The sequence below is a fragment of the Sinorhizobium sp. 6-70 genome, from assembly GCF_030124375.1.
GTDB lineage: Bacteria > Pseudomonadota > Alphaproteobacteria > Rhizobiales > Rhizobiaceae > Sinorhizobium.
Genome location: NZ_JASKLS010000005.1, coordinates 71112 through 95271 on the forward strand (window position 1 = coordinate 71112; position 24160 = coordinate 95271).

Annotated in this window: 20 protein-coding genes; 4 read left to right on the forward strand and 16 right to left on the reverse strand. The window is 61.7% G+C overall.

The genetic code is table 11. The annotated features are described in order from the left end of the window. Positions 1-62: 62 nt before the first annotated feature. On the reverse strand, positions 63-1361 hold the full coding sequence (locus QN222_RS11990) for an adenylosuccinate synthase (RefSeq protein ID WP_283961302.1): 1299 nt from the start codon (positions 1359-1361) through the stop codon (positions 63-65). A 207-nt stretch (positions 1362-1568) separates the two neighbouring features. Here QN222_RS11990 and QN222_RS11995 point away from each other — a divergent pair, with 207 nt between their 5' ends. Continuing rightward, entirely contained in the window at positions 1569-2459 is an 891-nt protein-coding gene (locus tag QN222_RS11995) for a DMT family transporter (RefSeq protein WP_283961303.1), read from the forward strand. Between the two features lie 107 nt (positions 2460-2566). On the opposite strand, the gene serA is transcribed toward QN222_RS11995, so the two are convergent. From serA to tolQ, 14 genes are all read right to left on the reverse strand, one after another. Next, a complete protein-coding gene (gene serA, locus QN222_RS12000; protein ID WP_283961304.1) occupies positions 2567-4162 on the reverse strand; it encodes a phosphoglycerate dehydrogenase in 1596 nt (531 codons plus the stop codon). Positions 4163-4241: 79 nt separating this feature from the next. Then, positions 4242-5420 (reverse strand): phosphoserine transaminase, encoded by a 1179-nt coding sequence (locus tag QN222_RS12005; protein WP_283961305.1) that lies wholly within the window; start codon positions 5418-5420, stop codon positions 4242-4244. Between the two features lie 163 nt (positions 5421-5583). Beyond that, positions 5584-6444: a porin family protein gene (locus tag QN222_RS12010; protein ID WP_283961306.1), complete on the reverse strand. Its 861-nt coding sequence runs from the start codon at positions 6442-6444 to the stop codon at positions 5584-5586. Between the two features lie 198 nt (positions 6445-6642). Continuing rightward, positions 6643-7389 carry a hypothetical protein gene (locus QN222_RS12015; RefSeq protein WP_283961307.1) on the reverse strand — a complete coding sequence of 249 codons (747 nt, stop codon included), beginning with the start codon at positions 7387-7389 and terminating at the stop codon, positions 6643-6645. A gap of 130 nt (positions 7390-7519) precedes the next feature. Next, positions 7520-8278, reverse strand: a complete 759-nt coding sequence (locus QN222_RS12020; RefSeq protein ID WP_283961308.1) for a porin family protein — start codon at positions 8276-8278, stop codon at positions 7520-7522. Between the two features lie 319 nt (positions 8279-8597). Continuing rightward, the gene (glmM, locus tag QN222_RS12025; RefSeq protein ID WP_283961367.1) at positions 8598-9950 is read right to left on the reverse strand and encodes a phosphoglucosamine mutase; all 1353 of its coding nucleotides are present in this window, start codon (positions 9948-9950) and stop codon (positions 8598-8600) included. Positions 9951-10388: 438 nt separating this feature from the next. Then, the gene (gene ftsH / locus QN222_RS12030; protein WP_283961309.1) at positions 10389-12326 is read right to left on the reverse strand and encodes an ATP-dependent zinc metalloprotease FtsH; all 1938 of its coding nucleotides are present in this window, start codon (positions 12324-12326) and stop codon (positions 10389-10391) included. 57 nt (positions 12327-12383) lie between these two features. Further along, on the reverse strand, positions 12384-13763 hold the full coding sequence (gene tilS, locus QN222_RS12035; protein WP_283961310.1) for a tRNA lysidine(34) synthetase TilS: 1380 nt from the start codon (positions 13761-13763) through the stop codon (positions 12384-12386). A gap of 10 nt (positions 13764-13773) precedes the next feature. After that, a complete protein-coding gene (gene ybgF, locus QN222_RS12040) occupies positions 13774-14811 on the reverse strand; it encodes a tol-pal system protein YbgF (protein ID WP_283961311.1) in 1038 nt (345 codons plus the stop codon). Positions 14812-15013: 202 nt separating this feature from the next. Then, on the reverse strand, positions 15014-15544 hold the full coding sequence (pal, locus tag QN222_RS12045; protein ID WP_180939000.1) for a peptidoglycan-associated lipoprotein Pal: 531 nt from the start codon (positions 15542-15544) through the stop codon (positions 15014-15016). A gap of 365 nt (positions 15545-15909) precedes the next feature. Beyond that, on the reverse strand, positions 15910-17220 hold the full coding sequence (tolB, locus tag QN222_RS12050) for a Tol-Pal system beta propeller repeat protein TolB (protein WP_180939001.1): 1311 nt from the start codon (positions 17218-17220) through the stop codon (positions 15910-15912). A gap of 81 nt (positions 17221-17301) precedes the next feature. Continuing rightward, a complete protein-coding gene (locus QN222_RS12055) occupies positions 17302-18372 on the reverse strand; it encodes a hypothetical protein (RefSeq protein ID WP_283961312.1) in 1071 nt (356 codons plus the stop codon). 9 nt (positions 18373-18381) lie between these two features. Continuing rightward, complete coding sequence (tolR, locus tag QN222_RS12060; protein ID WP_180939003.1) at positions 18382-18834, reverse strand: protein TolR; 453 nt, start codon at positions 18832-18834, stop codon at positions 18382-18384. 27 nt (positions 18835-18861) lie between these two features. Continuing rightward, positions 18862-19581, reverse strand: coding sequence for a protein TolQ (tolQ, locus tag QN222_RS12065; RefSeq protein ID WP_136508078.1), 720 nt, complete (start codon positions 19579-19581; stop codon positions 18862-18864). A gap of 301 nt (positions 19582-19882) precedes the next feature. Here tolQ and QN222_RS12070 point away from each other — a divergent pair, with 301 nt between their 5' ends. From QN222_RS12070 to ligD, 3 genes are read left to right on the forward strand one after another with little or no spacing between them, the layout of a single operon-like run. Then, positions 19883-20167: a hypothetical protein gene (locus tag QN222_RS12070; protein WP_283961313.1), complete on the forward strand. Its 285-nt coding sequence runs from the start codon at positions 19883-19885 to the stop codon at positions 20165-20167. Between the two features lie 13 nt (positions 20168-20180). Further along, on the forward strand, positions 20181-21032 hold the full coding sequence (locus tag QN222_RS12075; protein ID WP_283961314.1) for a Ku protein: 852 nt from the start codon (positions 20181-20183) through the stop codon (positions 21030-21032). Between the two features lie 9 nt (positions 21033-21041). Then, positions 21042-23639, forward strand: a complete 2598-nt coding sequence (gene ligD / locus QN222_RS12080) for a DNA ligase D (RefSeq protein WP_283961315.1) — start codon at positions 21042-21044, stop codon at positions 23637-23639. A gap of 27 nt (positions 23640-23666) precedes the next feature. Here ligD and ybgC read toward each other — a convergent pair whose 3' ends face one another. Then, positions 23667-24134, reverse strand: a complete 468-nt coding sequence (ybgC, locus tag QN222_RS12085) for a tol-pal system-associated acyl-CoA thioesterase (protein ID WP_283961316.1) — start codon at positions 24132-24134, stop codon at positions 23667-23669. Between the last annotated feature and the right edge of the window lie 26 nt (positions 24135-24160).

A 24160-nucleotide genomic window follows, 5' to 3' on the forward strand; every position in this document is an offset into this window, starting at 1 on the left:
AGAACTTTCTCATACTCCCAGGCGTGCGCCCGCAATCACGACGCCACTGTCGTTGCGCGACACTAGTCCTCAAAAGGATCCGTCACAAGTATTGTGTCGTCGCGCTCCGGGCTCGTCGAAAGAAGCGCAACCGGCGCACCGATCAGTTCCTCGACCTGGCGAACATACTTGATCGCTTGTGCCGGAAGATCGGCCCAACTGCGGGCGCCAACCGTCGATTCCTTCCAGCCTTCGAGCGTAATGTAGACTGGCTTTACCGAAGCTTGCTGCGCCTGACTTGCCGGAAGGTGGTCGATCTCTTGCCCGTCAAGAGTATAGCCGACGCAGATCTTCAACTCATCGAGACCATCAAGCACGTCAAGCTTGGTGAGCGCAATGCCGGTGATGCCATTGGCGGCAACCGACTGGCGCACCAGAGCAGCGTCGAACCAGCCGCAGCGGCGCTTGCGTCCCGTAACGGTCCCGAATTCATGGCCGCGTTCGCCGAGGAACTGGCCGATCTCGTCGTTGAGCTCGGTCGGAAACGGTCCTTCGCCGACGCGGGTCGTATAGGCCTTGGTGATGCCGAGAATATAGCCGAGCGACCCCGGGCCCATGCCAGAACCGGCAGCGGCCTGGCCGGCAACGGTGTTGGACGAGGTGACGAAGGGATAGGTGCCGTGGTCGATATCGAGCAAGGTGCCCTGCGCACCCTCGAACAGAATGCGCGCGCCCTTGCGGCGATGCCGGTCGAGGAGCAGCCAGACCGTATCCATGAACGGCAGCACGCGCGCGGCGACCGACGAAAGCTCGTCCATGATCGCCTTGTGGCTGATCTCCGCCTCGCCCAGCCCACGGCGCAGGGCATTGTGGTGCGTCAGAAGGCGGTCGACCTTCGCCGGCAGCGTGTCGAGATCGGCGAGATCCATGACACGAATGGCGCGGCGACCCACCTTGTCCTCGTAGGCCGGGCCGATGCCGCGGCGTGTCGTGCCGATCTTGGTGCCGCTGTTCGAGGCGGCGTCCTCACGGAACCCATCGAGCTCCCGGTGCAGCGACAGAATGAGCGTCGCATTGTCGGCGATGCGCAGATTGTCCGGCGTGACCTTCACGCCCTGCTTGGCGAGCTTGTCCATTTCCGCAATCAGCGCATGGGGATCGATCACCACGCCATTGCCGATGACGGCAAGCTTGCCGGGACGAACGACGCCGGAGGGAAGCAGGGACAGCTTATAGCTGACGCCGTCGATCACCAGCGTATGGCCGGCATTGTGGCCGCCCTGGAATCGCACGACGATGTCCGCGCGCTCCGAGAGCCAGTCCACGATCTTGCCTTTGCCTTCGTCGCCCCACTGGGATCCGACCACCACGACATTCGTCATAATTTTCTTCCTGTTCACACGCGCGCAAGGGATTGCGCCATTCTGAAACCCGCGCATCTATACTGTGTTGTCTTGCGGAAAGCGACCCCGTTGTGACCCGTGCGGCGCCCTTTTTGCATGACAAGCGATGGATTTAGCGCCTATATCTCTGCTGCTCTCCCGCCTCTCCGGCACCCCATTTCCCGTCCCCACATGGATCGCAGCATCGTGAACGCCAGGGCCTATTTCTATCTCGCAATAACTTCGCTTTTTTGGGGCGGCAATTCAGTCGCGGGCAAGATGGCGGTCGGGCATGTCAGCCCGATGATGCTGACGACGCTGCGCTGGATGGTCGCGCTCGCCGTCATCCTGGCGTTGATGACGCCGCAGATCCGTCGCGACTGGGAAAAGATCCGTGCGCACTGGCTGCAATTGCTGGCCTACGGTGCCGTCGGCTTCACCATGTTCAATGCGTTCCTCTACTCCGCGGTGCAATATACCAGCGCCATCAACGCCGTGATCCTGCAGGCCGGCATTCCGATGCTGATCTTCCTCTTCAACTTCGTTCTCTTCCGGACGAAAGCGTCCGTCGCGCAGATCGTCGGCTTCACAGTGACGCTGCTCGGCGTCTTGATCACCGCCGCGCATGGCGATCTCGCCAGCCTCTTGCAGCTGCAGTTCAATTTCGGCGACGCACTGATGATCCTCGCCTGTATCGTCTACGCTGCCTATACCGTCGCGCTGCGCTGGAAACCGACCATGCACTGGCAGAGCTTCATCGCGGCGCCAGCATTCGGGGCGCTGCTGAGCGCCATCCCGCTCCTCATCTGGGAATTCTCAAAGGGCAGCGCGATCGTCCCCGATGCCAGCGGCTGGGCGATCGTCATCTATGCCGCGATTTTCCCGTCGCTGATGTCGCAGGTTCTCTACGTGCGCGGCGTGGACATGATCGGCGCCAATCGCGCCGGGCTGTTCATCAACGCCATCCCGGTGTTCGGAACGCTTCTTTCCGTGCTTCTTGTCGGAGAAACGTTTCATCCCTTCCACCTGATGGCGTTGCTGCTGGTGCTTGGCGGCATCGCCATCGCGGAACGCGGCCGCCCCAAACTGCCGCGCTAATAATACGGCTCTGGCAAGGCCCTCATCCCGCCTCCACATAAAAATGCCAAGGCGCCGCACATCTGAAAGACGTGCGGCGCCTTGGCCGAGTTCCGAACTGCTTCCGTTTAATCGATATTGAACACCAGTTGCTTCGCCTGGCGGATTGCCGCATTCGCGCGCAGCTTGTCGAGCACCGTCTCCGAAACAGGACCGTCGACGTAAAGCAGCGCGATGGCATCACCGCCTTCCTTCTCGCGGCCGAGCTGGAAGTTGGCGATATTGACGCCGGCGTCACCGAGCGTCGTGCCGATGAAGCCGATCATGCCGGGGACGTCGGTGTTGGTCAGATAGACCATGTGCTTGCCGACATCGGCGTCGAGATTGATGCCCTTGATCTGGATGAAGCGCGGCTTGCCGTCGGAGAAGACCGTACCGGCGACCGAACGGGTCTGGTTCGCTGTCGTCACCGTCAGCTTGATATAACCGTCGAAGACACCGGATTTATCGCGCTTCACTTCGGAAAGGATCACCCCCTTTTCCTTGATCATGACCGGCGCGGAAACCATGTTGACGTCGGCCACTTGCGGGCGGATCAGGCCTGCGAGAACCGCGCTCGTCAACGCCTTGGTGTTCATGGCCGCCGTGGAGCCGTCATAGAGGATTTCGATTTCCTTGATCGCGCTTTCCGTGACCTGGCCGACGAAGGCGCCGAGAACGTCGGCGAGCCGGATGAACGGCTTCAGGATCGGTGCTTCCTCAGCCGTGATCGACGGCATGTTGATGGCGTTCGAGACCGCGCCGTTGACCAGGTAGTCGGACATCTGCTCGGCAATCTGCAGCGCCACATTCTCCTGCGCTTCCGTCGTGGAAGCGCCGAGATGCGGCGTGCAGACGACGTTCGGCAGGCCGAAGAGCGGGCTTTCGTTGGCGGGCTCCACCTCGAAGACATCGAAGCCGGCGCCGGCGACATGACCCGATTTCAACGCCTCGGCAAGCGCGCTTTCGACGACAAGACCGCCGCGCGCGCAGTTGATGATACGCACGCCCGGCTTCATCTTGGCGATTGCTTCTGCGTCGATGATGTTGCGGGTCTTGTCGGTCAGCGGCACGTGCAGGGTGATGAAATCCGCCCGCGCAAAGAGTTCGTCGAGTTCGACCTTGACGACGCCCATCTCCTCGGCGCGCTCCTTCGACAGGAACGGATCATAGGCGACGACATGCATCTTCAGGCCGATGGCGCGCGCGCAGACGATGGAGCCGATATTGCCGGCACCGATGACGCCGAGCACCTTGCCGGTGATCTCGACGCCCATGAACTTCGACTTTTCCCACTTGCCGGCCTGGGTGGAACCGTCGGCTGCTGGAAGCTGCCGGGCGACGGCAAACATCAGCGCGATCGCATGCTCGGCCGTGGTGATCGAGTTGCCGAAGGGCGTGTTCATGACGATGATACCGCGGCGGGAAGCAGCCGGGATGTCGACATTGTCCACGCCGATGCCGGCGCGGCCGACGACCTTGAGATTGGTGGCGGCGCCGATCAACTTCTCCGTCACCTTGGTGGCAGAGCGGATGGCGAGACCGTCATAGTTGCCGATGATTTCGGCGAGCTTTTCCTTGTCCTTGCCGAGCTTCGGCTGGAAATCCACTTCAACGCCGCGGTCGCGGAAGATCTGGACGGCGGTTTCCGACAGTTCATCGGATACGAGAACGCGAGGTGCCATGAGAGGCCTCCTTAAGGATCAGTTCTGAAAGGGTGCGGGGTTGGCTTCGCCCGTTGGCGAGCGAAGCTTATCGCTTGGATCAGGCGGCTGCCTGCGACAGCGTCGCCTTCTGGGTCTCGAAGGCCCAGGCGACCCACGGCATCAGCGCTTCCATGTCGGCAGTCTCGATGGTGGCACCGGCCCAGATCCGCAGACCGGAGGGCGCATCGCGATAGTGGCCGATGTCGTAGGCGACGCCTTCCTTTTCGAGCAGGGCGACGACGCCCTTCGCGAAGGCAGCCTGTCCGTCGACGTCGAGAGCCAATACGTCCTTGTCGACGATCTTCAGGCAGACCGACGTGTTGGAGCGGGTTTCCGCCTTGGTTGCCAGGTTGGCAATCCAGTCGTTCGCCTCGACAAAGCGATGGATCGCATCGGCATTGGCGTCCGCCCGGGCGATCAGCCCCTTGAGGCCGCCAACCGACTTCGCCCAAAGGAGCGCGTCGATATAGTCTTCGACGCAGAGCATCGACGGCGTGTTGATTGTTTCGCCGGCAAAGATGCCCTCGATCAGCTTACCGCCGCTGGTCAGGCGGAAGATCTTCGGCAGCGGCCATGCCGGTGCATAGGTGAGCAGCCGTTCGACAGCGCGCGGCGACAGAATGAGGATGCCGTGCGCCCCCTCTCCACCGAGCACCTTCTGCCAGGAGAAGGTAACAACGTCGAGCTTGGCGAAATCGAGATCCTGGGCAAAGGCGGCGGAGGTCGCGTCGCAGATCGTCAGGCCCTTGCGGTCCGCCGGGATGAAATCGGCATTCGGCACACGCACGCCCGAGGTCGTGCCATTCCAGGTGAAGACGACGTCGCGGTCGAAATCGACCTTGGCGAGATCCGGCAGCTCGCCATAGGCGGCTTCGAACTTGCGAACGTCGGCGAGCTTCAGCTGCTTGACCACGTCGGTGACCCAACCGGCACCGAAGCTTTCCCAGGCGAGCATATCGACGCCACGGGCGCCAAGCAGCGACCACAGCGCCATTTCGACCGCGCCGGTGTCGGAGGCGGGCACGATACCGATGCGGTAGTCGGCCGGCACTTCAAGAATTTCACGGGTAAGATCAATGGCCTGCTTGAGCTTCGTCTTACCGATCTTGGCTCGGTGCGAGCGACCGAGTGCTGCGTCGGAGAGAGCGTCGAGCGTCCAACCAGGGCGCTTCGCGCAGGGGCCAGAAGAAAAATGGGAATTTGCCGGACGCACGTCCGGTTTGGCAGGCTTCGTCATGATGCTATCCTCTCAGATAGAAGCCCCTCGTTGGGGAGGGGTGTCCCGCCGTCGGAAATATTGTGGGTCGGAGAGGAAGTCAAGCGGCTTGCGTCGCTTTTGAAAGAATTTTCGGCGTTCCGGGCAAAGTTCGAAATACCGGGAGCGCCGCGCCGAACGATCGTTACCAGAGAGAGAAGCGCAGGCCTGCGCGGATCTCATGGCGGGAAAGACCGTCGTCGCGGCCCTTGGCGCCGCTGGCGCCGGCAAGTGCCTCGGCCCCGAAGCCGAACATGTCTCCCTCCGATATGCGAGAATAGCGATAGCCGAGATCGAGTTTCAGCCGGTCGGTGATATCGTAGGAGACACCGGCCATGAGCGCGTAGGTGAAGCGCCAACTGTCCTCTCCCCCATAGGATGTTCCACCTGCCCCGCCGGCGCAGGCGGCGCCGCCGGGAGCGCAGGTCGCCGTCTCGCGGACAGTGTTCCAGTTGATGTTCGTGGCGCCGATACCCGCGCCGAGATAAGGCGTGAATCCGGCGAGCGTCGCGAGATCCACATAGCCGTTCGCCATGAGGCCGAGCGCGGAGAAATTGGCTTCGTGCGAGAAAGCGCATGACGTTCCGGCGCCCTGGCCCGCGCAGGGAACGGCCGACAGCGACGAGCCGTCGAACCGACCCTCGAAATATTCCGCCGTTATGTCGGCGCGGATGACGTCGTTAAACCGGTAGCCGATGCCGATCGTCCCCGAGATCGGCTTGTCGAAGCGAGCTTTGTCGAACGGAACGTTGTCGTAGCTGCTCGTTCCGGCGTCGAAGGTGCGAAAGGAGGGATCGCCCTCGTCGCGCCATGGCGCATAACCGATGTCGCCACGCAGATAGACGCCGCCGACATCGCCCGCTCCAGGCGAAATGGTGATCTCCGGCGCATCGAGCAATTCGTCGTCGGCTGCATAGGCCGCACCGGACGCCAGCAGACCAGCGCTCAGACCGGCGCCCAGACCGGCGCCAAGTGCGATCCTGTAGATCCCGTGCCGCCAGTCCATCCGTATGCCCTTTCATCAATGCCCGTCGGACCGACCTTGGTGGCGGCCGGCCCCAACCTGCGTTAACTATTGGCAGGGACAAGTTAACCAGCGGTTAAGCATGTTGTTTGACGAAAAATTTAGGATCCGTGACGGGCGGAGCGTTATGAAGACGACCTGAGGAAGGCCCATTCAAACGGGAACCTGATCATCGCCTTCTCACCGATCGGCACGCGACGCCAAGTCTCGCGCATAGGAAAGCATGTCAGTCCGCCGCGACCCGGTTCTCACGAGCAAACCGCTTTCGCCGACGATCGCCCTTACTTCTGTGAAGAAGTGACATCCCTCTCTTTCGATTCCGGCAATCACTTCCTCGACGTCCTCGATAGCATTTCGCGAGATCGCGTCCATTTTCCCGAATATGGTCGTGCAGAAGGCCTTGTCCCGAGCCGTGGCGACACCTGCGTCATTGAAGAAAAAGATGGCCTGGACGAGATTGTCACGATCCGGCCCAACGGCCGCATATGGCTTTCCCCAATATCTCGCGATCGTCTTCTTCCATTCGTCGGAAGCGAGGCGATCCTTTGGCAGGTGAGAAAATTTGACGTCGCGTATGATGCTGTAGACGACACCGCCCGACAGTGGCGAGGTAAAATCGAGCCGATAGACATCGGAAAGCGGCGCCTGGCTGCGTGCCTCCAGCGATATCGATTCGGTAAAGGTTGCGGAGGCCGCGTCTTGCGTCTTTTTTACGGCTTCGCGGTTTTCCGTCTTCTGCCATTTCGCGTATTTCCGTGAGATGATCGCCTCGACCTCGGAAAGGGTCATTCCGATTTCAAAATCATGCCCGGGAAGGAATCGTTGCGCGACGACGTCGTTCGGATCAGCCAAAGCGATCTTCGCGGCTGAGCCGGCATGGGCGAGCGTGGCGAAAAGGAAAAAGAAGCAGGTCGCGAGCGTCTTCATTGTCCGTGCCTTAACCGCAATCGAAAAGGGGCCGCGTAACGGCCCCGAATGAAGGTCTGGCTGCGCACGCCGCGCAGATCATGTCATCGTTCCGGACCAAAAACCGTTCCACACTTTTCGTGGAGTTGCTCTATTGCAGTGCGTAGCGCATACCCAGTTTGAAGTCGTGCGAGGTGATGTCGTCGAAATGCATCGGCGCGTTATTTACGGTGTCGTCGTAGCTGCGGATATTGTCGGTCTTGGCGTCGCCGAGATTGACATAGCTGTAACCGAAATCGATCGCCAGTCGCTCGGTCGCCTGGTAAGCGACGCCGGCGTGCAGCGCCCAGGCAAAGTTCCAGGTGGAATCTTCGTCGGCATAGGCGACACCGACCGTCGGCACGTTGATGTCGCGGAAGCCCGAGAAGGTGTTGCGCGAAGCACCGATGCCGGCGCCGACATAGGGCTTGACGCCATACCAATCGCCGATGTCGACATAGGCGTTGGCCATCAGCAACCATTCCGACTTGGCGCCGTCATAATCGTTGGTTCCGTCCCATATCCCGTCGCCGTCGCCGTCATAGCGGTCGAGGGCGGTGAAATCCGCCTTGCCGCGATATTCGACGATACCATCGAGGCGGAGCCAGTCGTTGAACTGATAGCCGATACCGCCGCCCGCCAGCGGCGCGCTGTCGAAGCTGCCATCGTCCAGGAAATCATGAACGGCAACGTCGTCCATCAGCTCGTGATTCATACTGCCAAGGCGCTGGTTGCTCATGCCGAGATGGCCGCGCAGATACCAGCCGCCAGGCCCGACAACTGGTGCCGGATCTTCGACGTAAAGGTCGGCAGCCAAAGCTGGGGTGCCGCCCAATAACGCGGCAATAAATGCAATCAAAGGTCTCTTCATAATATGCCCCACGAATATTTTGGTCCGCCGCGTTGCCTCGGCCGGATACCGCAACTGTTGTTGCGCCAGAAATCGCATGCAGCGGTTAATATCGGATTAAGCATAGAAATTTACTGTGTTTTTTAACGATTGCTGATGTTCCTCGACAATCAACAAGTGCGTTGCCGCAATAAAAAAGCCGGCAATCGATGCCGGCCTTCCAAGCTGTTCAGCGTTGCTGATCATTCATTGTTCGTTGAAACAGTGAATGCTGCAATCCTTTGAAACTACCTAATTCCGGACGGAAACGTTGCGGACTTGTCCTGGAGTTGCTTTAAGGTCAAGCCGCGCTGCGGACGTTGCCGATCACATTGACGAGTTCGTCGACAATGCGCTCGACCTGGCCGCGGTCGTCACCTTCCGCCATGACACGGATCAGCGGTTCTGTTCCGGACGGGCGGATCAGCAGGCGGCCATTCTTTGCAAGGCCCGCTTCGGCGTCGGCGATGGCCTGCTGCACGGACGGATGCTCGAGCGGCTTACCCGCCGACACGCGAACGTTCTTCAGAATCTGCGGCACGGGCTCGAAAAGGTGGCACACTTCGCTGACCGACTTGCCCTGCCGCTTGACCACGGCGAGGATCTGCAGCGCCGCCACCAGGCCGTCGCCGGTCGTCCCGAAATCGGAGAGCACGATGTGGCCGGACTGTTCGCCGCCGACGTTCAGGCCGTCCTGGCGCATCTGCTCGACGACATAGCGGTCGCCGACCTTGGTGCGGTGCAGTCCGATGCCCCTGCCCTTCAGGTAACGCTCGAGGCCGAGGTTCGACATCACTGTCGCGGCTATGGCACCCCCCTTCAGCATTCCGTCCGTAGCCCAGCTGTCGGCGATCACAGCCATGAGCTGGTCGCCATCGACGACGGTTCCGTTTTCATCGATGATCAGCACCCGGTCCGCATCGCCGTCGAGTGCGATGCCGATATCGGCCCTGACTTCGTGAACCTTTTTCGACAGGGCGGCCGGATGCGTCGAGCCGCATTCGAGATTGATGTTGACGCCGTTCGGCTCCGTCCCGATCGTCACCACTTCGGCGCCAAGCTCCCAGAGCGCGGACGGGGCAACCTTGTAGGCAGCACCGTTGGCGCAGTCGATGGCGATCCTGAGACCCTTCAGCGTGACGTCGCGTGGCAACGTCCGCTTCGCCTGTTCGATATACCGGTAGATGTCGCCATCGACGCGCTTGGCCCGGCCGATATCCTCAGGCTTGGCAAGCTGGCCGGACATATCCTGGTCGATGAGCTCCTCGATCTTTTCCTCGATGTCGTCGGAAAGCTTGTAGCCATCGGGTCCGAAGAGCTTGATGCCGTTGTCGCGGAACGGATTGTGCGAGGCCGAGATCATCACGCCGATATCGGCGCGCAGCGAACGCGTCAGCATGGCGACGCCCGGTGTCGGGATCGGTCCGAGCAGGAAGACGTCGAGTCCGGCGGCCGTGAAGCCGGCGACCATCGCGTTTTCGAGCATATAACCGGAAAGGCGCGTGTCCTTGCCGATCACGACGCGGTGGCGGTGCGCTCCATTACGGAAGATCGTTCCGACGGCGATGCCGACACGCATGGCGAGGTCTGGCGTCATCGGGAAAATGTTGGACTGGCCGCGAATGCCGTCAGTGCCGAAATATTTGCGCTTCATAAGAACTCCATGGTCCTGCTTCGGCAGGATCGTCTTTACCGGCCGCGTCTGTCTGCGTGTTCCGCGATTGGATTTCATATCGCCGGACCTCGTATCCAAGTTTGACGCCCCACAGCGCCGCGCGTCCAATGGGATGCGCTAAGGTCGCTGTAGCACTTTGGAACTGCTGCATGATTTTGTCCTCAAATCGATTCCGATTTGAGGAATCATGCCAGTAGCGGCCCCTCATTTCTGCCGCCTGCTCGCGTCCACCGCAGAGGTCAGGCAGGGTTGAATCATCTTTGGCATAAAACCGCAGCAAACGGCAGCAATCCTATCATCAGAAATCATTACATCGCGTTACCAACTGCGCAAAAGATCCTCCGGGCAAACATACCCAACAAAAAGCCGCCGCTCCTTCCGGCGCGGCGGCTTTCCGATTCATTTTTCCGACGAACCCTATTGCGGTTGCGGTTCGAAGCCGCCTTCCGGCTCCTCGCCCTTGGCACCGGCTTCCTTCTTCGTGCCGGCGGAGGGGACGGCCGAACCGCGATGCGGCGGCGTATCGTCTCCGAGGTCGCGTGCAGGCTTCTCGCCGCGGATCAGCGACTTGATTTCGTCACCCGTCAGAGTCTCGTATTCCAGCAGGCCTTCCGCGAGCGCCACGAATTCGTGGTTCTTTTCCGTCAGTATGTGACGCGCCGTTCCGTAAGCGTCGTCGATCAGGCGGCGGATCTCGTTGTCGATCTTCTGCGCGGTCGCTTCCGATACGTTCTTCTGCTGCGCCACGGAGTGACCGAGGAAGACTTCCTGCTGGTTCTCGCCATAGGCGACCTGTCCGAGCTGATCGGAGAAGCCCCATTGCGTCACCATCGCACGCGCAAGCTTCGTCGCCTGCTCGATGTCGGAGGACGCGCCGGAGGTGATGTTCTCCTTGCCGAAGGTGATTTCCTCGGCGACGCGGCCACCCATCATGATCGCGAGACGCGAGATCATCCACTTGTAGCTCATGGAGTAGCGGTCGCCCTCGGGCAACTGCATCACCATGCCGAGTGCACGGCCGCGCGGAATGATCGTCGCCTTGTGCAGCGGATCGGCGGATGGGACGTTGAGCGCAACGATGGCATGGCCGGCTTCGTGATAGGCGGTCAGCTTCTTCTCGGCCTCGGTCATGGCGGAGGAGCGACGCTCCGCACCCATCATGATCTTGTCCTTGGCGTCCTCGAACTCCTGCATGGTGACAAGGCGCTTGTTGCGCCGCGCCGCCATCAGCGCAGCCTCGTTGACGAGGTTCATGAGGTCCGCGCCGGAGAAGCCCGGCGTACCGCGTGCCAAGACCTTGAGGTCGACATTGGGTGCCAGCGGCACATTGCGGACATGCACCTTGAGGATTCGCTCGCGACCGTTGATGTCCGGGTTCGGCACGACGACCTGTCGGTCGAAGCGGCCCGGACGCAACAGCGCCGGATCGAGCACGTCGGGACGGTTGGTCGCGGCGATCAGGATGATCCCCTCATTGGCTTCGAAGCCGTCCATCTCGACGAGCAGCTGGTTCAGCGTCTGCTCGCGTTCGTCGTTGCCGCCGCCAAGGCCGGCACCGCGATGACGGCCGACGGCATCGATTTCGTCGATGAAGATGATGCAGGGGGCGTTCTTCTTCGCTTGCTCGAACATGTCGCGGACACGCGACGCACCGACACCGACGAACATCTCGACGAAGTCCGAGCCGGAGATCGTGAAAAAGGGCACGTTCGCTTCGCCTGCGACCGAGCGGGCAAGCAGCGTCTTACCGGTGCCGGGGGGGCCGACCAGCAACACGCCGCGCGGGATGCGTCCGCCGAGGCGCTGGAACTTCTGCGGATCGCGCAGGAATTCGACGATTTCCTCGAGGTCTTGTTTAGCCTCGTCGACGCCGGCGACATCGTCAAATGTGACGCGGCCATGCGCTTCGGTCAGGAGCTTGGCCTTGGACTTGCCAAAGCCCATGGCCCCGCGGGAGCCGCCTTGCATCTGCCGCATGAAGAACAGCCAGACGCCAAGGATCAGCAGCATCGGCAGCAGCGTGCCGATATAGCTCAGGAAGCCCGACGATCCGTCCGTTTCCGGGCGCACGGTGACGGTGACGTCCTTGGCTTCGAGCCGTTCGGTCAAAGCGGTATCGACGGAGGGTGCATAGGTCTGGAAGGTGGCGCCGCTTTCGGTATAGCTGCCGATCACCTTCGAGCCGGTGATCACGACTTCCTTGACACGGCTGGCATCGACGTCCTTCAGAAACTGCGAGAATGGAATTTCGCGTGAACCGGCGCGCTCCGTCGGCTGCTGGAACATGCTGAACAGCGCAATCAGGAGAAGCGCTATGATTGCCCAGAGGGCAAAATTACGAAAATTAGGGTTCATCGAACTCCCCGGAACCTGTCGCAGCCCGGACATTTCGCCGAGCCGCAGTCTTGTTCCCTAACATAAGGTTCTGGCGTCGCCTTGCCAAGGCAAACCGCCGGCTCCCTCTCCATTTCTGTCAAAAACGTCGTGCACCGGCGGAGCGGGGTATCGTTCGCGCCCGAACAGCATCGCGACCGCATCCGCCATAGTCCGGTCGAAACCAGGCAAAAAGGTGTCGTAAAGGGCGATGCGGCATTCGACTTTCGCCCGGATCGAGCCGGCTATATCGGCACGCGCCGGGCCGATGTGTGGCGCGGCCCGGGCAGCCCGTTTGGCGACGCCCGGGGGCAGACCTGCGTCAATAAGCCTTTGATCCCATTGACTATCTTTCTGCGAGGCAGTCACGACCACCGGATCCTGTCCGCCATTCGTTACATTGAAGCGCCCGTCCCACACGCTCGTCTCGCCGGGATCGATGACAAGCGCGGACAGGCTGCGCGCCTCACGGTAGAGGTAGAGACCGTTTGGACGTCTGTCATAGACGACGCCTCCCGCCGTCATTCGTCCCGGCCTGCCCGGTTGCAGAAAGCCGGATATGCGCTCGATCGTCGCATGCCCCGGCAAATGATTGCGGCCGCCGAGGACTGCGGCGGCGGACAGAAGCGCGCGGCGCCAATCGGCGTCGCTCATGTTTCCCGCCTGCGCCGCGGCAATCTCGGCAACGACGGTCTCGTGCACGCGCACATGGGTCTCGATCATGGCAGCTGCACGCGCCGATGACGCGGCCCTTTGGGCAGCGCTCCACGGGGCTGCGGGCGCTTCTTGCGAGCCTGCGAGCTCGGAACGCATGCGAACACGCTCGAACAGGGGATTGGCGTTGCTCGGATCATCGAACCATTCGACGCCCCGCGCGGTCAGGAATGCCCGTATGTCGGCACGGCTCAAGCCAAGGAATGGTCGCAAAACCCAGATGCGACGCGCGTAAAGCATGGCGCTCGCCATGCCGGCGCTGCCCGGTCCCTCCCCTTCGCCGCGCGCAGTGCGCATCGCGATCGTCTCGCGCTGGTCATCTCGCGTATGCCCGGTGGCAATGCAGTCCGCGCCGAGCGCGGCCGCGGCATCGGCCAGGAGCTCATAGCGTTTCTGGCGCGCAGCGGCCTGGATGCCGGTTCGTGGCTTGTCGCCTTCCCAGCGGCTGACAAGGTGGGGAATACCTAGTTCGCCACAGAACGCCGCCACGGCTGCCGCTTCATCGGCGGATTCCGGTCTCAAGGCGTGATCGATCGTGCAGGCGGCGAGCGAAAAGCCTTCGCGATCCCCTTTTCCGATCGCGGAGTGGAGAGCAAGGAGAAGCCCCTTGGAGTCGCTGCCTCCGGAGACGGCCGCGAGAATCCGGCAAGGTTTGGCGAAGGAACGCAGGAATTGTCTGGCCGTGGCAATGACGGCGTCGGGCACGCGGCGCGCCTCAGCAGCCAAAGCGGCTCTGCTCGCTCGACACCTTTGCCTTCACGGCGGGCGAAGCCTTGGGGTAGCGCTTATTCACCTCGCGCAGCGTGGCGCAGGCAGTTTCCTTGTTGTCGAGGGCGCCGAGCGACATGCCGAGCTTCAGCAGCATCTCGGGCGCCTTGGGCGATTTGCCGTGAGCCTGATGCGCGTTCAGGAAAGTCTTCGCTGCGTCACTGTACTTGCCTTGCGAGTATTGCGCCTCGCCCATCCAGAAGCTGGCGTCGGCCGCCTTGTCGCCATTGGGAAAGACGTCGAGATAGTCGCGGAACTCCTGTTCCGCCGTGGCATAGTCGCCGGAAAGCACGTGCCCGTAGGCGGACTGGTAGAGATCGCCCGGATTGTCGAGAGAAGCGGTTTGCTGCTCAGTGCCCGGATTGGCGTTGATACCCGCATCGCCGCCGGCGGAGTTGGCCGTCCCGGTGTCGACACCGGGCAGCGTGGCGTTGGCGCCAGGCTGGGCGCCGGTGGTGGTCGATACCGGATTGCCGCTCTCGTCGAAAATGATCTGCCCCAACGTCGTCGGCGGCGCGGCACCCGTCGAGCCGGGATTGGCGCCTGTTGCCGCCATGTCGTTGCCGCCGGCAGAAGGTGCCGTCGGGGGCTGGCTATCCGTCACCCCGGGGGTGACGGACGCCTGATCACTAGATTTCGGCGTTTCAAGTGCGCCGCTCTTCTTTGAAGAGGACTTGCCGTTTTCGAGATCCTGGAAGCGGAACTCGTTGTCCTCCTGGAACTTCCGGATCTGTTCCTGCATCTGCAGCAACTGGAAGCTCATTTCCTCGATACGCCCGTTGAGCGAGCGGATCTCTTCCTCGAGTTGACCGATCCGTCCGAGGTCGGCCGACTGCACCTTCACCACCGGCAAGCTCTGTTTGCTGGCGGCATCGGCATGGGTCGAGCGGGCGAAGAGCCCGGAAAGTGGCATGGCATTTGCCGCTGGTCCGAGACCCGAGAGGGCCACAAGACCAATCAGTCCTGCCACGACAAATTTCTTCATTTCATTTGTCCTGTTCGAATACCGATTACTCCCACCCTGCGATCACGGTCCGCGATACTCGATACTGTCGCCGATTCTAAAGGTGAGTGCCGCACAGTTTTCCAATCGCTGTGAAAAAGCAACGGAGTTCGGCTAAAGTGTGGTAAAAAGAAAAGGCGGCCCGTGGCCGCCCCTTCAAACTTCCACTTCAGTGGCCGGAGCGTCACATGCCAGCGCCGCCGAGAACGGTAACGGCGCGGCGGTTCTGCGACCAGCAGGAGATGTCGTCGCAGACGGCAACCGGCTTTTCCTTGCCGTAGGAAATCGTGCGCATGCGGTTCGCGGGAACGCCCTGGCTGGCGAGAAAGTCGCGGGTGGCGGCGGCACGGCGGGCGCCGAGCGCCAGGTTGTACTCGCGGGTACCGCGCTCGTCGGCGTGGCCTTCGATGGTGATCGCGTAGTTCGGGTATTTCGCCAGCCACTGAGCCTGGCGGGCAAGCGTCGCCTGGGCATCGGCGCGGATGGAGCTGGAGTCCGTATCGAAGAAGATGCGGTCGCCGACGTTGACGGTGAAGTCCTGCTGGGAGCCCGGCGTTGCAGCGCCTGCGCCAAGACCGAGGCCGGCGGCATCGTTCGGCAGGTTCTTTTTCGAAGCGCAGCCGGCAAGAGCGAGCGTCATGACCAGAGCGATCATGACAGGATTGCGGGCGATGGTCTGCATGCGGCTCGCGGCCGGGGTGTCAATTCGGCTCATGGGCCGGGTCTCCTTGGAAGTGTCTGATTCACGGTTGCCAGACTGTAACCGGAAGCGGTTAATTGCTTTTCAACTGATATGGTTAACAAATCGATAATTTGCGTGGGGCGCCTGCTAGACCAGCACTTTGCGGCGAGAAAGCGGCACATCGGCCACATTTGCCACCACTTCTGTGGACACCCGATCACGATGATCTTGGATCGATCGCAAATGTGATCGATTCCGGTCCACGCTGTCCGGAGATGCACAAAAACAAAGAAGCGCGCCGCATGATCGCGGCGCGCTTCAGCAAATGGAGACGCGGGATGCGGGCGGAGAACCGCTCGCACTTCTCCTCGTGCGCTCTATTCCATTCCTCGTGCGCTCTATTCCATCAGGGGGGACCAGGCGGGGTCGGATGCAAAGCCTTGTGTCTGGACCGGCTGCTCGTTGTAACCCGTGAGGTCGATCGAATAGAGCTGCGGACCGCCGGCACCGGCGTTCTGACGGAAGAACATCAGCACGCGGCCGTTCGGTGCCCAGGTCGGGCCCTCGTTGTGGAAGCCGGTTGTGAGGATGCGCTCGCCCGAGCCGTCCGGCTTCATGACGCCGATCGAGAACTTGCCGCCCGATTGTTTGGTGAAGGCGATAAGGTCACCGCGCGGAGACCAGACGGGCGTCGAATAGGAACCGTCACCGAAGGAGATGCGCGTCTGGCCCGAACCGTCGGCGCCCATCACGTACAGCTGCTGCTTGCCGCCGCGGTCGCTTTCGAAAACGATCCTGCTGCCGTCGGGCGAATAGGACGGCGACGTGTCGATCGCTGCGGTGTTGGTCAGCCGCGTCGTGGTGCGCGAGCGCAGGTCCATCGTATAGATATTCGCATTGCCTTCCTGCTGCAGGCTCATGATCACCCGCTGGCCATCCGGCGAGAACCGCGGCGCGAAGGTCATGCCCGGGAAGTTGCCAACCACCTCGCGCTGCCCGGTTTCGAGCTGCAGCAGGTAAACCCGCGGCTGCTGGTTTTCGAACGACATGTAGGTGATTTCCTGACGGTTCGGCGAGAAGCGCGGCGTCAGCACGATGTCGTTTGAGTTGGTGAGTGCGCGGGCGTTGGCGCCATCCTGATCCATGATCGCGAGCTGGCGTTTGCGCGCCGTCTTCGGACCGCTTTCGGCGACATAGACGATGCGGGTGTCGAAATAGCCCTTTTCGCCGGTGATCCGCTCATAGATCGCATCGGCGATGATGTGGGCGACGCGGCGCCAGTTTTCCGGCTGCGTGTAGAATTGCTGACCCAGCATCTGCTGGCCGGCAAAGGTGTCCCAAAGGCGGAATTCCGCCTTCAGCCTGCCGTCGCCCTCCTGGGTTACCCGGCCGGTGACGAGCGCCTGCGCGTTGATGACCTTCCAGTCCTCGAAGCGGGGGGCGGCATCCGGATTGGAAATCTTCTCGATGAAGGCGCCCTTGTCGATCGGCGCGAAAAGCCCGGAGCGCTTGAGGTCCGCGGCAACCACGTCAGAGATCTTCTGGCCGAGCTCGCCCTGCAGAAAATCGGTGATCGCCACCGGCAGCGGCTCGACGTTGCCCTTGTTGATGTTGAGCTCGACGAGTGCGTTTGCCGGCGAAGCAATGAGCCCACAGCCTGCGAACATCACCATCAGAAGGCGGAAAAAATTGCGTCTCAGCATTTCCATAAAGCCTTTCAGCCTCTCATTTTCTGGGCGGGATGAGAAAAAGTGCGCGCGATTTTCCGCCCGCATCCCGCCCCAACCTGTTTAGAGCATCGAGCTCGGGTCGAAATTGACGACGACCTCGCTCCATGAATCGTATTTGTCGGCAGGCAGTCCCTTGAAGGGTGCGGATTTCAGGATGGCGCGGCGAGCGCCGCCCATAAGCGCCCGGCGCGCCGCATCGGAACCGCCGGTCGCTTCCACTTCCGGCTCGCCGATCAACTCGCCGTTCGGGTCGAGCCGCATCGTCACCTTGATGCGGACATCCGTGGCATCGGCCATGCCGGGAATGATCGACCAGTTGTTCTGGATCTGCCCGCGAAGCGCATCCATTTCGCTCTGCGAAAGCGTGTTGCCGCTGGTCGTCTTCTTGCCGCCGAGTGCTGCCTCTTCGGTCGAGCGCTTCGCGCCGCCGCCGGAGGAGTCCTGCTTGTTGAGCAGCGCCGCGATCTCGTCGGCATTGAAGTCGCTCTCCTTGGCGGAGGACGCCTTCTTCTGCTCCTTCTTGGTCTCTTCCTTCTTGCGCTCCGGGGTCTTGGCGGTCTGCGCGGGCTTTTCGACCTTGGGCTTGGCCATCGGCGTCGGCACCTTGTCGGGTAGCGCCTCGGCTTCCGGATTCTCGGCCGGCTGCTCCTCGGCCGGAGCGGGTTCCGGCTTGGTCTCGGGCTTTACCTCCTGCTTCGGCTCGGGCAGTGCGGCAACTTCCGTCGCGGGCTCGGACGCCGGCTCGGGTTCCTCGACCTTCTGGATCTCCTCCTTGACGGGATCCGGTGTCGGCAGCGCCTTCTCGGTCTTCTCCGGAGCGGCTGCCGATTCATTCTGCACCGGCTTGGTGTTGGGCGTGGGCGGCGTCTTCAGATCCACGTCGTTGTCGCCGATATTCTCGGCGTTCTCGACCGGCGTCGGCTTTTTGGTCGGAACCGGGGACGCCTTCTCCTTTGCGGGAGCCTTCTTGTCACCCTGCTGGATCTGCGTGATCGATTCGATCGGCACGATATCGACAGGCAGCGCCTCGACATCCGCGACCTCGAAGTCGGCCGGGCTGCCAAGCGAAACCAGCGCCCAGGTCAGCACCAGGGCGTGGAGGACAGCAGATGTTGCGAGACTGCCCTTCATGACCGAGGATCACTTTTCCTGTTCTTGGAGCGTTACGAGGCCGAGGTTCTTGAACCCGGCCGCCGAGATGCGCGCCATGACCTTCATCACCGTGCCGTAGTCGGCGTTGGTGTCGCCGCGCACGTAGATGCGCTCGTTGTAGCCGGTGGTGGCGATCGCCTCGAGCTTCGGAACGACCTCGTCGATCCCGATCGGCGTTTCCTGCAGGAAGATTTCACCGGCCGGATTGACCGAAACGGTAATCGGCTGGGTGTCGGAGTTGAGCGCCTTTGCCTGCGTCTCCGGCAGGTCGATCGGCACGCCCACCGTCATCATCGGTGCCGCCACCATGAAGATGATGAGCAGCACCAGCATCACGTCCACGAAGGGCGTGACGTTGATTTCGCTCATGATTGCCTTCTTGCCGCTGCGCCGACGACGTCCGCCGCCCGAACCCTTGGCTCCGCCAACTGCCATACCCATCAGCGTGGTCTCCGTGCTCGAGGGTCGTTATTGCGCGGCCTGGCGCGACGACTGCAGCTTCTCGTCGATCTGCCGCGACAGGATGGCGGAGAACTCGTCGGCAAAGGCTTCCATACGTGCCGTCAGCTTGCCGGCATCGGCGGAAAACTTGTTGTAGGCGATAACGGCGGGAATAGCGGCGAGCAGGCCGATGGCGGTCGCAAGAAGCGCCTCGGCGATACCGGGCGCGACGACGGCGAGATTGGTCGATTTCGAACCGGCGATTGCCTGGAACGACGTCATGATACCGACGACGGTGCCGAAGAGGCCGATGAAGGGAGCCGCCGAGCCGATGGTCGCGAGCGACCCGAGTCTTGCCTCGAGCGTCTCGGATTCACGAGCGAGCGTCACGTCCATGGCCCGGTCGATACGCATCTGCAAGCCGATCGGCGAGCGGGCGCCGCGCTCGAAGCTCTTCTTCCACTCGCGCATGGCGGATACGAAGATCGCGCCCATCCCGGCCGTCTGCCGGTCGGAGAGCGTTCGGTAGAGTTCCTCGAGCGATTGGCCGGACCAGAAAACCTGCTCGAAATTGTCGAGCTGCCGGCGAACACGGCCGTAGTTCAACGTCTTGTCGACGACGATGCCCCAGGTCCAGACCGAGGCTGCGATCAACCCCAGCATGACCAGCTTCACGACAAAGCCCGCTTCCATGAACAGCGACCAGAGGGTCACATCGCTCGTCGCGGCCAATCCAACCTGTTCCATCGTTTCCAGTCCCCGAATCCAAATACCCGGCAAGAGCTGTTCATGCTCATGACCGGGTCGCCCAAACGTCCTGTTGCAAAAATGCCCCGGCATCGCCGCTGATCGCGGCATTGCGATCTAATGCTTCAGGTTGCCTTCTTGCCGTCAATTTTGGTCAAAGGATGACGTGCACTGCACAAATCCTAATGCACGGATTAAGACACCATTATGGTTAAAGGAATGTTACCGGGCAGACATTCCTGTCGCGGGCGCCCTGGAACTTCACCGCGCCATAGCACGTTTCTCTCGCATGACCCTCCAGATGTCCGGAAAAGCCAATGAGAAATCGGCAACACGACGGCTTGACGCCCGCGACCGGCTGATCCTAGCGCTCTACGCGCAATTGAAGGCCGAGCGGGAGACCCGCTGTGCCTTCGAGGAGGCGATCGCAAACGGCGTGCTTTCGAAGGAAGTGCTCCAGGCGCTGCTCGCCGATCCCGTCCCCGCCATCACCGGCGAGCATATCGCGGCCATTGAGCGCGTGCTTGCCCGTGAGCCGCCTCGCAACGACCGGGAGCCGGAGCCGCGCCGCAGGCTCGGCCGGTGAATGGGGGGGAACCATGCCGGCTCGCGCGCTCTGGAAAGGTCAACTTCGCCTCTCACTGGTTTCGATCCCGGTCGAACTCTTCAGCGCGACCCGCTCGGGCGCCAGCGTTTCTTTCCGCCAGATCCACAAGCCGTCGGGCAAGCCGATCCACTACGAGAAGGTGGTGGAAGGCGTCGGGCCGGTCGATGTCGACGACATCGTCAAGGGCTATGAATATGAGGACGACAAATACGTTCTTCTCGAACCTAAGGAAGTGGATTCGATCAAGCTCGAGACAAAGAAGACCCTGGAACTGGTCCAATTTGTCGGCGTTGCCGACATCTCGCCCCTCTATTTCGACAAGCCGTACTATCTTGTCCCGGCAGATGAGCTTGCGGAGGACGCCTACCGCGTCGTCCGCGACGCGCTCCGGCAATCAGAAAGGATCGGACTGGGCCAACTGACACTGCGTGGCCGCGAATATCTGGTGGCGGTCAAACCCTGCGGCGACGGCCTGCTCCTGGAGACACTGCGCTACGCCGACGAACTGCGGAAAGCTGACCCGATGTTTTCCGACATATCCGGCAAGAAGGCGGAAAAGGAACTGCTGGAGGTCGCCAGCGCCCTCATCAAGAAGAAAACCGCGCCCTTCGACGCCAACGCCTTCAAGGACAACTATACCGCTGCGCTGAAGGAACTCGTCAAGCGCAAGATGAAAGGCAAGTCGACGCGGGTCGCCGTCGAGGAAGGCGAGCGCCCGGAACGGCGCGGCGACAATGTCGTCGACCTGATGTCAGCGCTGAAGAAGAGCCTCGAAAGTGGCGAGGGCAAGAAACCGCAGCCGAAGGCGCAATCCGCCTCGCGCCGTCGGCGGAAATCGGCATGAGGACGATCCATGGCCGCTCGCAATGAACCTCTTTCCGAATACAACCGACGCCGCGACTTTGCGCGGACGAGCGAGCCCAAGGGAACGGTCGCCCGGGCGCACGCTGGCAGGAAACGCTTTCTGGTCCAGAAACACGATGCCACCCGCCTGCACTACGACTTCCGGCTCGAATGGGAGGGCGTGCTGAAAAGCTGGGCGGTGACGCGCGGCCCGAGTCTCGATCCGGAAGACAAGCGCCTTGCGGTGCGCACGGAGGATCATCCCTTAGCCTATGGCGACTTCGAAGGTACGATACCGGAAGAGGAGTACGGCGGCGGCACGGTCATGCTCTGGGACACCGGCTGGTGGGAGCCGGAAGGCGACCCATCCGAAGGCCTGAACAAGGGCAAACTCTCGTTTCAATTGCACGGCAAGCGCATGAGCGGCGGTTGGGCTCTTGTGCGTATGCGGCCGCGAGACGATGAGAAGCGCGAAAGCTGGTTGCTGATCAAGGAAAGGGACGAAGACGCCTCAGGGGATGGGGAACGCCTCGTCGAAGACAACCTGACGAGTGTCCGTACCGGCCGCACCATGGATGAAATTGCTCAGGGCAAGGGCGAAAAGCGCGGACGCGTCTGGCATTCGAACAAGAGCACGGCCGCCAATCTCAAGGCCGGCGCGGTTGCCAAGAACGACAATCGACGCAAGCGCACGGCCCGAAAATCCTCCGGAAAGCTGCCCGCCTTCAAGGCGCCACAGCTTGCGACGCTGGTGACCAAAGCGCCCGCCGGAGACGAATGGTTGAACGAAGCCAAGTTCGATGGCTACCGCTTGATGGTTGCCATCGGCGGCGGAGCTGTCCGTTGCTACACGCGCAATGGTCTCGACTGGACCGAGAAGTTTCCAGCGATTGCTTCCGCTTTGGCCGAGCTCGATTGCAAGTCAGCCCTGATCGACGGCGAAGTGGTGGCGCTGTCGGAGGAAGGCTCAACCTTTTCGGCCCTGCAAAAAGCGCTGAGGACCGGCGCCAGCACAAGGCTCTACGCCTTCGATCTCGTCGAACTCGACGGCAAGGACCTGAGCCGCGAGCCGCTCATCGAGCGAAAGGAGCAACTGAAGACCTTGCTCGACACGCTCGGAGCCACCTCGACCGTTCAGTACAGCGAGCACGTTCGAGGCAATGGCGAACACGTGCTTGCCGCCATATGCAAGGCCGGACAGGAAGGCATCCTCGCCAAGGAGGCGAATGCTTCCTATCGCAGCGGACGCACCCGGAGCTGGCTGAAGGTCAAATGCACGAAACGCCAGGAGTTCGTCATCGGCGGCTATACCCCATCGACGAAAAAGGGGCGTGCTTTCGCATCGATCCTTCTCGGCACCTTCGAGGGTGACAAGCTGGTCTACCGTGGCGGCGTCGGCACCGGCTTCGGGCAAAAGACCATGGACGAGCTCGCAGCCGCCTTCGCAAAACGCAGACGCAAGACGTCACCGTTCGACAGCGTGCCGCGAGAAAGGAACCGGGATGCCGTCTGGCTGAAGCCCGAGCTTGTGGCAGAGGTGGATTTCACCGAACTTACCCATGACGGATATATCCGCCATGGCTCATTCGAGGGATTGCGCGAGGACAAGGAGGCCAAGGCCGTGAAACTGGAAAGACCGAATCCGACGGACGCCGCGGCGGAGACCGGGAAGAGCAAACGTGCGACCAGACCACGGACAGTGGCGCCCGCCAAGGGTGACGCCGACATCCTCGGCGTGCACATCTCGCATCCGGATCGCATTCTCTTCGAAGGTCAAGGGATCACCAAGATCGACCTCGCCCGCTACTATGCAGTCGTTGCGGACAGGATGCTTCCTTTCGCGGCCGACCATCCCGTTTCGCTGGTACGTTGCCCGCAAGGCGGACAGCGGCAGTGTTTCTACCAGAAACATGCCAGCGACGGCTTTCCGCAGGAGATTCGCGAAGCACCGATCAAGGAGGCCTCGGGCGAAACCGAGAAGTACATGTATGTTCGCGACGCCAAAGGCCTCGTTGCTGCGGTGCAGATGGGGACGCTGGAGTTTCACATCTGGGGCGCAACGATGGACAAGCTGGAAACTCCCGACCGTCTGGTCTTCGATCTCGATCCCGATCCAAGCGTCGACTTCGCCACGGTGAAGCACGCGGCGGCCGCGCTGCGCGACGAACTTTCAGATATCGGCCTGGCATCCGTTCCCATGGTGACCGGCGGCAAGGGTGTTCATGTCATCGTGCCGCTGGTTCGACGCGCGTCCTGGGAGGAGGCCAAGGGATTCGCCAAGAAGATCGCGCAGCGTTTCGCCGATCGCGATCCGGACCGCTTCATCGCCACCATGTCCAAGGCCAAGCGCAAGGGCCGGATCTTCATCGATTGGCTCCGAAACGAGCGCGGCGCAACAGCCATCTGCCCCTATTCCACCCGCGCCCGCGAGGGCGGACCAGTTGCGACACCGGTCGATTGGGACGAACTCGAGGATCTTGAAGCCGCCAATAGCTTCCGCATCGCCGATATTCTCGCGCGGATCGAGGCCGGAACGGACCCCTGGCGCGATGTCGGGAAGACCAGGCAGGCGCTGACGAAGAAGATACTGAGCACGGTCACCGACTGATTCGCGATCATCGGATTGTCTGTCGGCCTACTCGACTCGAGTCGGAAGCTTGTGTCCCGCCGCCAGGAACTTTATCGCCAGCGCTTCCGGCAACCGGCGTGGTCGGCCTTGCCCGTTGATGACAGCGATGATGACCTTGGCAGCGATCAGCAGCGTGCCGTCGCGACGAATCTCCTGCTGCAGCACCATTTTGGCGCCACCCGCCTTTTCGGTCGTCGTCTCGATCGTCAGGATATCGTCCATGCGCGCCGGCATTTTGAAGTCGATCTCCATACGGTGAACGACGAAGACGAGGCCCTCCGTATCGCCTTCGATCGCAAGCGATGCCTGTTCGACGCCGAGCAGCCGCAGGTAGTCGGTTCTGGCGCGCTCCATGAAATGCAGGTAGCGTGCATGATAGACGACGCCGGAAAAATCGGTGTCTTCATAATAGACTCGCTGCACGAGTCGGTGGCCGTTTTCGGTCAGTTCGCCCGCGAGCGAAATTAGTGACATCGTCTCATTCTCCGGGAGGATTCTGC

Coding starts and splice junctions, on each gene's coding strand:
- QN222_RS11990 (WP_283961302.1), bottom strand. CDS start 1,361: ATGACGAATGTCGTGGTGGTCGGATCCCAGTGGGGCGACGAAGGCAAA.
- serA (WP_283961304.1), bottom strand. CDS start 4,162: ATGGCACCTCGCGTTCTCGTATCCGATGAACTGTCGGAAACCGCCGTC.
- QN222_RS12005 (WP_283961305.1), bottom strand. CDS start 5,420: ATGACGAAGCCTGCCAAACCGGACGTGCGTCCGGCAAATTCCCATTTT.
- QN222_RS12010 (WP_283961306.1), bottom strand. CDS start 6,444: ATGGACTGGCGGCACGGGATCTACAGGATCGCACTTGGCGCCGGTCTG.
- QN222_RS12015 (WP_283961307.1), bottom strand. CDS start 7,389: ATGAAGACGCTCGCGACCTGCTTCTTTTTCCTTTTCGCCACGCTCGCC.
- QN222_RS12020 (WP_283961308.1), bottom strand. CDS start 8,278: ATGAAGAGACCTTTGATTGCATTTATTGCCGCGTTATTGGGCGGCACC.
- glmM (WP_283961367.1), bottom strand. CDS start 9,950: ATGAAGCGCAAATATTTCGGCACTGACGGCATTCGCGGCCAGTCCAAC.
- ftsH (WP_283961309.1), bottom strand. CDS start 12,326: ATGAACCCTAATTTTCGTAATTTTGCCCTCTGGGCAATCATAGCGCTT.
- ybgF (WP_283961311.1), bottom strand. CDS start 14,811: ATGAAGAAATTTGTCGTGGCAGGACTGATTGGTCTTGTGGCCCTCTCG.
- pal (WP_180939000.1), bottom strand. CDS start 15,544: ATGAGCCGAATTGACACCCCGGCCGCGAGCCGCATGCAGACCATCGCC.
- tolB (WP_180939001.1), bottom strand. CDS start 17,220: ATGGAAATGCTGAGACGCAATTTTTTCCGCCTTCTGATGGTGATGTTC.
- QN222_RS12055 (WP_283961312.1), bottom strand. CDS start 18,372: ATGAAGGGCAGTCTCGCAACATCTGCTGTCCTCCACGCCCTGGTGCTG.
- tolR (WP_180939003.1), bottom strand. CDS start 18,834: ATGGGTATGGCAGTTGGCGGAGCCAAGGGTTCGGGCGGCGGACGTCGT.
- tolQ (WP_136508078.1), bottom strand. CDS start 19,581: ATGGAACAGGTTGGATTGGCCGCGACGAGCGATGTGACCCTCTGGTCG.
- QN222_RS12070 (WP_283961313.1), top strand. CDS start 19,883: ATGTCCGGAAAAGCCAATGAGAAATCGGCAACACGACGGCTTGACGCC.
- QN222_RS12075 (WP_283961314.1), top strand. CDS start 20,181: ATGCCGGCTCGCGCGCTCTGGAAAGGTCAACTTCGCCTCTCACTGGTT.
- ligD (WP_283961315.1), top strand. CDS start 21,042: ATGGCCGCTCGCAATGAACCTCTTTCCGAATACAACCGACGCCGCGAC.
- ybgC (WP_283961316.1), bottom strand. CDS start 24,134: ATGTCACTAATTTCGCTCGCGGGCGAACTGACCGAAAACGGCCACCGA.